Below are 6410 nucleotides of genomic sequence, written 5' to 3'. Positions count from 1 at the left end.
TCTGGTTGACGCTGCGTCCGCCGCCACCGTGAAGGGCCACGACCAGCGGACGCGGCGCCGCGTCGCGGAAGCCGTCGGGCACGTACAGGGTGTAGGCACGGCGGTCGCCGTCATGATCCACCCCCCGCGCGATCAGCGAACCGGATACCGTCACCGCCAGCCGGGCGGCCTCTCCGGCGTAGGTGGCCTCGATCAGCGCCTCGCCGCGCGCGAGGGGCGTGGCGATGCCATCGGCATCGATCGCGACCACCGCCGGGTCGAGCGAGAGCCAGTCCGCCGCTTCCCGCAGATACGCCGGGCGCTCGGCACCGGGCGGCCGGTGAACCGCCCAGAGCGCCTGGCTCGGATCCACCGAGCCGTTGGCGGGCATGCCCAGCGTCAGCGCGCGCGGCTCGATCTCGAGGGGGCACGGTCCCCCGCACCCCGACGGAGCGGCGCCGTTGTTGCCACCCGAACCGCAACCGATCACGCACAGCGCCCCCAACAGCGGCGCGAGCAGGCGTCGCATCCGGCCATCACTCCTCGGATTCCGGAGCATGATTGAACCACGGTCGCGTTACGGCCGGTGGAAGCGCCGCGGCCGCGCGGCTCAGCACGATGCCGCGGCGGCGTCCATGACCGTCACCAGCCGCGTCAGGAGCGCAGCGTTGGCGGCCGCCGCGAAGCCCATCGGAATGGCGTCCCAGCGCAGCGCGCCGCCGCCGGGATCGCGCACGGTGCCGCCGGCCTCGGCGATGACCAGGGCCGGCGCGGCGAAATCCCAGATCCTGCCGCCGCGCAGATTGAGATAGGCCCCGGTGACCCCGCGCAGCAGTGCGAGCGTGCTCGACGCCGAGCAGGCCGTGCAGCGGGCGGTGCGCACCGTGCGCGTGACCGCCCGCAGGCGGTCCCAGTCGGCATCGTCGAGGCGGGCGTTGATCTCGAGACCGAGCACGATATCCGCCGGGTCCGCCCCGCAACGCACGCGCACCGGCTCGCCATTGATGCGGCAGCCGGCACCGCGTTCTGCAGCGATGGTGGCGCCGAGCGCCGGCAGATGGATGACCGCCGCCAGCGGCGCCTCGTCGACCAGCGCAACCATCACGCCCCAGTCCGGCGCTCCGGCCGCGAACGGCGCGGTGCCGTCGAGCTCGTCCGCCACGATGCGCGCTCCCGGGCCCGGCGCGCGTTCCGTGCCCTCCTCCGACACGACCGGCACCCCCGGAAGCAGACGCGCGAAGTGCTCGTAGAGAACACCGCCCGATGCGCGATCGGCGGTGGTCACGATCTCGCCGCCGGCCTTCTCGGCGACGCCGAGACCCCGGTCGCGACAGCGCGCCGCCGCCGCACCCGCCGCCTCGGCGGCATGGACGAGGCCGGTGAGCAGCGCCCGATCGCCCGCCGCCGCCACGCTAGTCCCGCCGTCCCGGCTGACAGTGGCCGCTCATCGGAGGCACGCGCCCGCGGCCTCGAGCAGCTCGCGCAGGACGGAGCGGTGGCACAGCGCCTCGGTGGCGCAGTAGCAACCCACCGCGAAATGGGTATCCCGCGACATCGCGGCCAGAAGCGCAATGGCGTGGCGCGCGTCGGGCTGCTTCATCTCGGCACGGTAGCGACGCGCGAAGGTCTTCCACGACGCCTCGGACACCGGCGCGAATGTCTTCAGCAGATTCTCGCTCGGCGCCAGCGTGGGGAACCAGACATCGTAGATGTCGCGGCTGGCGGTCTCGGCCTTCGGTACGCCGCGCGGCGGGCGGCGCACGGCGCCGATGCGGAGTCCCTCGTCATCGAGACGCGGCGTGCCGAGACGGACGATGCGGATGGCCATGCGGGGAGGAGACGACAATTGCAGCCGCCAGCATAGCCGCGGCCGACGCCGTGCTACATCCCGAGCGCTTCGCGCATGCGGGCGACCTCGGCCTCCAGCGCGTCGACCCGCGCCTCGAGCTCGGCGATGGCCTCCTGCTGGCCACCCCGCGCCGGCGCCGCGGCCGGCACCGCCGCCGGCATCTCCGGCTCACCACACAGCAGATGCGCCCAGCGCGCTGCCGACTGGCCGGCGGCGCGCGGCATCTCGCGCACGAAGGGGTCGGGGCCGTCGGCCATGCGCTCGAGCGCGGCGCGCACGCCTTCGGCGTCATCGGGGCCGCCCATCGGCGCGGCGTGGGCGCGCAGCTCGGCCTGGGTCTGCGGTCCGCGCAGCATCAGCGCCACCAGCACGGCGAGCACCGGCTTCGGCAGCAGCGTCTCGTGCTCGAAGCGGTGACGCCACTTGGGTACGCGGCCGCTATCGTCGTCGCGCGTGACCAGCCGCATCTCGACCAGATCGGCCAGCGCGCTGCCGGCTTCGCCCTCGCCGAGCTTCATCGCCGGATGGCGCGCGCTCTTCTGGTTGGCGGCCGCGAGGATGGCGTTGAGCGTCATCGGATAGTAGGCCGGCGTGGTGACGGCCTTCTCCGCAAGGCTGCCGAGGATGCGGGCCTGAACGGGGGTGAGCTGGATCTGCGGCATACGGGTCGATTCTCGAGGAGACGGGCGCCGGCCGCGGCGGAACCCGGAGGACCGCCCGCGGCTAACGGCGGAAGGATAGTGCCTGAGCGCGCGCGGCGATGACGGCACCGCCACTGGCGAAGACCACGCCGGCGATCGTCAGCGGGGTCAGCGGCTCCCCGAGCACCGGCACTGCCAGCAGCGCGCCCGACGCCGGCACGAGCGCCATGAGCACGCCCATGCGCGTCGGCCCCAGACCGGCCACCGCGCGCGCGAACAGGGCCAGCGCCACGATCACCGCGAGGAAGCCCTGGTAACCGCCCTGCAGCAGGACCTCGGACAGCGGTGCATCCGCGATCGCCGAGGGCAGCAGCAGCGCGTGCACGGGCAGGTAGATCAGCGCCGAGAAACAGGCGGTGATGCCCACCGCGTCCCACGGCGCGACCGCCCAGCGCCGCAGCAGCACGGTGAACACCGACCAGCACAGCGAGGCCGCGACGAACAGCGCATCGCCGCGCCAGACGGTGCCGTCACCGAGTCCGGGCGCGATGCCCTCGACGGCGACGCACACCATGCCGCCGGCAATGATCGCGAGACCGAGCGCGCGACCCGGCGAAGGCCGTTCGCCGAGCACGACCATCGCGACCAGTGCCACCAGGAAGGGCATCATGCCGGGCAGCAGCACGGCACCGTGCGCGGCGGGCGCCAGCGCGAAGGCGTGATAGGCCAGCAGTGCGTAGCCGATGCCGCCGCACAGCGCCAGCAGCAGCATGCGCGGCAGCGACGGCAGGCGGTGCCGCACGCGCCACAGCCACGGCGCCATGATCAGCCCGGCACCGGCAAAGCGCAGTGCCGCCAGATCGGTGGGCAGCAGAGTGCCGCGCTCGGAATAGCGCGTCACCAGGATGAACCCGGTCCAGATGGCGACGGCGCCGAAAGCCGCCAGCCAGCTGCCCGGATCGGTCCGTGCCGGCGCGCCGGTGCTCAGACGCCGATCGTGTCCATGATGGCTTCGGCGGCCTCGCGGCCCTCGAAGACCGCCGTGACCACGAGGTCGGAGCCGCGGACCATGTCACCGCCCGCGAAGATCTTCGGGTTGGTGGTCTGGAAGGCGTGGCTGCCGTTCTTGCCGTTGCCGACGAAGATACGGCCGTCCTCGTGCAGCGCCACGTTGTGCTCCGCAAGCCAGTCGCCGGGGCTCGGCCGGAAGCCGAAGGCGATGATGACGTTGTCGCACTCGATGATGCTCTCGGAGCCGGGAACCGGCTCCGGGCGGCGGCGGCCGCGGTTGTCGGGCGCGCCCAGGCGCGTCTCGACCACGCGCACGCCCTCGACGCGCTCGTCGCCGACGATCTCGATGGGCTGCCGGTTGAAGAGGAACTCCACGCCCTCTTCCTTGGCGTTGGCCACCTCGCGCCGCGAGCCGGGCATGTTCTGCTCGTCGCGGCGATACACGCAGTAGACCTCTTCGGCGCCCTGGCGGATGGCGCTGCGCGTGCAGTCCATGGCGGTATCGCCGCCACCCAGGACCGCGACCCGCTTGCCCTCCATGCTGATCCAGTCCGACGGCGCCTTCTCGAAGCCGAGCTGGCGGTTGATGTTGGAGACCAGGTAGGGCAGCGCGTCATGGACGCCGGGCAGCTCCTCGCCCGGGAAGCCGCCCTTCATGTAGGTGTAGGTGCCGGTGCCGAGGAAGACCGCGTCGTACTCGTCGAGCAGCTGCTGCAGGCTGATGTCGGTGCCGACATCGGTGTTGAGGCGGAACTCGACGCCCATGTACTCGAGGATCTCGCGCCGCTTGTGCACGACCTCCTTCTCGAGCTTGAAGGGCGGGATGCCGAAGGTCAGCAGGCCGCCGATCTCCGGGTAGCGGTCGAAGACCACCGCCTGCACGCCGTTGCGCGCCAGCACGTCGGCGCAGCCCAGGCCCGCCGGGCCGGCGCCGATGACGGCCACGCGCTTGCCGGTGGGCTTGACCTTGGACATGTCCGGCCGCCAGCCCTGCTTGTAGGCCTCGTCGGTGATGTACTTCTCGACCGAACCGATGGTGACCGCGCCGAAGCCGTCGTTGAGCGTGCAGGCCCCCTCGCAGAGCCGATCCTGCGGGCAGACCCGGCCGCAGATCTCGGGCAGCGAGTTGGTGGCGTGCGAGAGCTCGGCGGCGGCGAACAGATTGCCGTCGGCGACCAGCTTGAGCCACTGCGGAATGTAGTTGTGCACCGGGCACTTCCATTCGCAGTAGGGGTTGCCGCAGTCCAGACAGCGCGCGGACTGCGCCTTGGCGTGCTCCTCGCCGAAGCCGCCGTAGATCTCGCGATAGTCGTGCAGGCGCACCTCGACCGGCAGCTTCTCCGGATCGGTACGCGGAACATCGAGGAATTGCAGGTTGTTCTTGCTCATCCAGTCTCTCGTCAGGCCGCCGCCTTCACCGCGCTGAAGAGCTCGGCGAGCTCCAGCGCCTTGGGCTTCACCAGCCAGAAGCGGCCGAGGTAATCGCGCCAGTCGTCCAGCACCTTCTGGCCCCAGGCCGAGCCCGTGGCCGCCACGAAGTCCTCGATGAGGCTCTTCAGGTAGTGCTGGTGCGCCTCCATGTGCTCGGCGACGATGCGGTGGATGTCGATCAGCTCGTGGTTGTACTGATCGACGAAGGTGCGCTCCTCGTCGAGGATGTAGGCGAAGCCGCCGGTCATGCCGGCCCCGAAGTTGACGCCCACGCCGCCCAGCACGGCGACGACGCCGCCGGTCATGTATTCGCAGCCGTGATCGCCCAGCGACTCGACGACGGCGGTGGCGCCGGAGTTGCGCACCGCGAAGCGCTCGCCGGCCATGCCCGCGGCGTAGAGGGTCCCGCCGGTGGCGCCGTACAGGCAGGTGTTGCCCACGATCGCCGACTTGCGCGAATCGAAGGTCGAGCCCTTGGGCGGCCGGATGACGATGCGGCCGCCGGTCATGCCCTTGCCGACGTAGTCGTTGGCGTCACCGTCGAGCTCCAGGTGCAGGCCGCCGGCGTTCCAGACGCCGAAGCTCTGCCCGGCGGTGCCGGTCAGGCGCAGCGTGATCGGATGCTCGACCATGCCCTGGTTGCCCCAGCGCTTGGCGATCTCGCCCGAGACGCGGGCGCCGATCGAGCGGCTGTTGTTCTTGACGGTGAAGCTGAACTCGCCGCCCGACTGCGCCTCGATGGCCGGCAGCACCGCGCGCACCATCTCCTCGGCGAGCTCGCCGCGGTCGAAGGGCGGGTTCGGGCCGGTACAGTAGTGGCCACTGTCGGCGACCATGCCGGCCGCGTCCAGGATGGGCTGCAGCTTGAGGTGCTTCTGCTTCTCGGTCTCGCCGGGCAGGATCTCGAGCAGGTCGGTACGGCCGATGAGCTCCTCGATGGAGCGCACGCCCAGCTTCGACAGCCACTCGCGCGTCTCCTCGGCGACGAAGCGGAAATAGTTCATCACCATTTCCGGCAGGCCGATGAAGTGCTGCAGGCGCAGCACCTTGTTCTGCGTGGCGACGCCGGTGGCGCAGTTGTTGAGATGGCAGATGCGCAGGTACTTGCAGCCCAGCGCCACCATCGGCGCGGTGCCGAAGCCGAAGCTCTCCGCGCCCAGGATGGCCGCCTTGACGACGTCCAGGCCGGTCTTGAGACCGCCGTCGGTCTGCACGCGCACCTTCTCGCGCAGGTTGTTCATGCGCAGGGTCTGGTGGGTCTCGGCCAGGCCGAGCTCCCACGGCGTGCCGGCGTACTTGACCGAGGTCAGCGGGCTGGCGCCGGTGCCACCGTCGTAGCCGGAGATGGTGATGAAGTCGGCGTAGGCCTTGGCCACGCCGGCCGCGATCGTGCCCACGCCCGGGCCCGACACCAGCTTCACCGAGACCATGGCCTCGGGGTTGACCTGCTTGAGGTCGAAGATGAGCTGGGCGAGATCCTCGATCGAGTAGATGTCGTG

Annotated in this window: 6 protein-coding genes and 1 pseudogene; all 7 read right to left on the bottom strand. The window is 71.2% G+C overall.

Annotation, left to right across the window (positions count from 1 at the left end; translation table 11 throughout):
* A pseudogene (locus tag KAH28_RS06740) lies at window positions 1-508 on the bottom strand (hypothetical protein); the annotation flags it as partial.
* 81 nt (window positions 509-589) lie between these two features.
* The gene (locus KAH28_RS06735) at window positions 590-1390 is read right to left on the bottom strand and encodes an inositol monophosphatase family protein (protein ID WP_290575218.1); all 801 of its coding nucleotides are present in this window, start codon (window positions 1388-1390) and stop codon (window positions 590-592) included.
* Window positions 1391-1423: 33 nt separating this feature from the next.
* Window positions 1424-1807 carry a DUF488 family protein gene (locus KAH28_RS06730; RefSeq protein WP_290575217.1) on the bottom strand — a complete coding sequence of 128 codons (384 nt, stop codon included), beginning with the start codon at window positions 1805-1807 and terminating at the stop codon, window positions 1424-1426.
* A gap of 53 nt (window positions 1808-1860) precedes the next feature.
* Window positions 1861-2490, bottom strand: a complete 630-nt coding sequence (locus KAH28_RS06725; protein WP_290575216.1) for a DUF480 domain-containing protein — start codon at window positions 2488-2490, stop codon at window positions 1861-1863.
* A 61-nt stretch (window positions 2491-2551) separates the two neighbouring features.
* Window positions 2552-3415 (bottom strand): DMT family transporter, encoded by an 864-nt coding sequence (locus KAH28_RS06720; RefSeq protein WP_290575220.1) that lies wholly within the window; start codon window positions 3413-3415, stop codon window positions 2552-2554.
* 38 nt (window positions 3416-3453) lie between these two features.
* Window positions 3454-4869 (bottom strand): FAD-dependent oxidoreductase, encoded by a 1416-nt coding sequence (locus tag KAH28_RS06715; RefSeq protein ID WP_290575215.1) that lies wholly within the window; start codon window positions 4867-4869, stop codon window positions 3454-3456.
* 11 nt (window positions 4870-4880) lie between these two features.
* A partial coding sequence (locus tag KAH28_RS06710) for a glutamate synthase-related protein (protein ID WP_290575214.1) occupies window positions 4881-6410 on the bottom strand: 1530 nt, incomplete at its 5' end.

This window comes from Algiphilus sp. (assembly GCF_023145115.1).
Classification (GTDB): domain Bacteria; phylum Pseudomonadota; class Gammaproteobacteria; order Nevskiales; family Nevskiaceae; genus Algiphilus.
The sequence above is the reverse complement of the archived record's forward strand: the minus strand, read 5'-3'. Positions and strand labels throughout refer to the sequence as shown.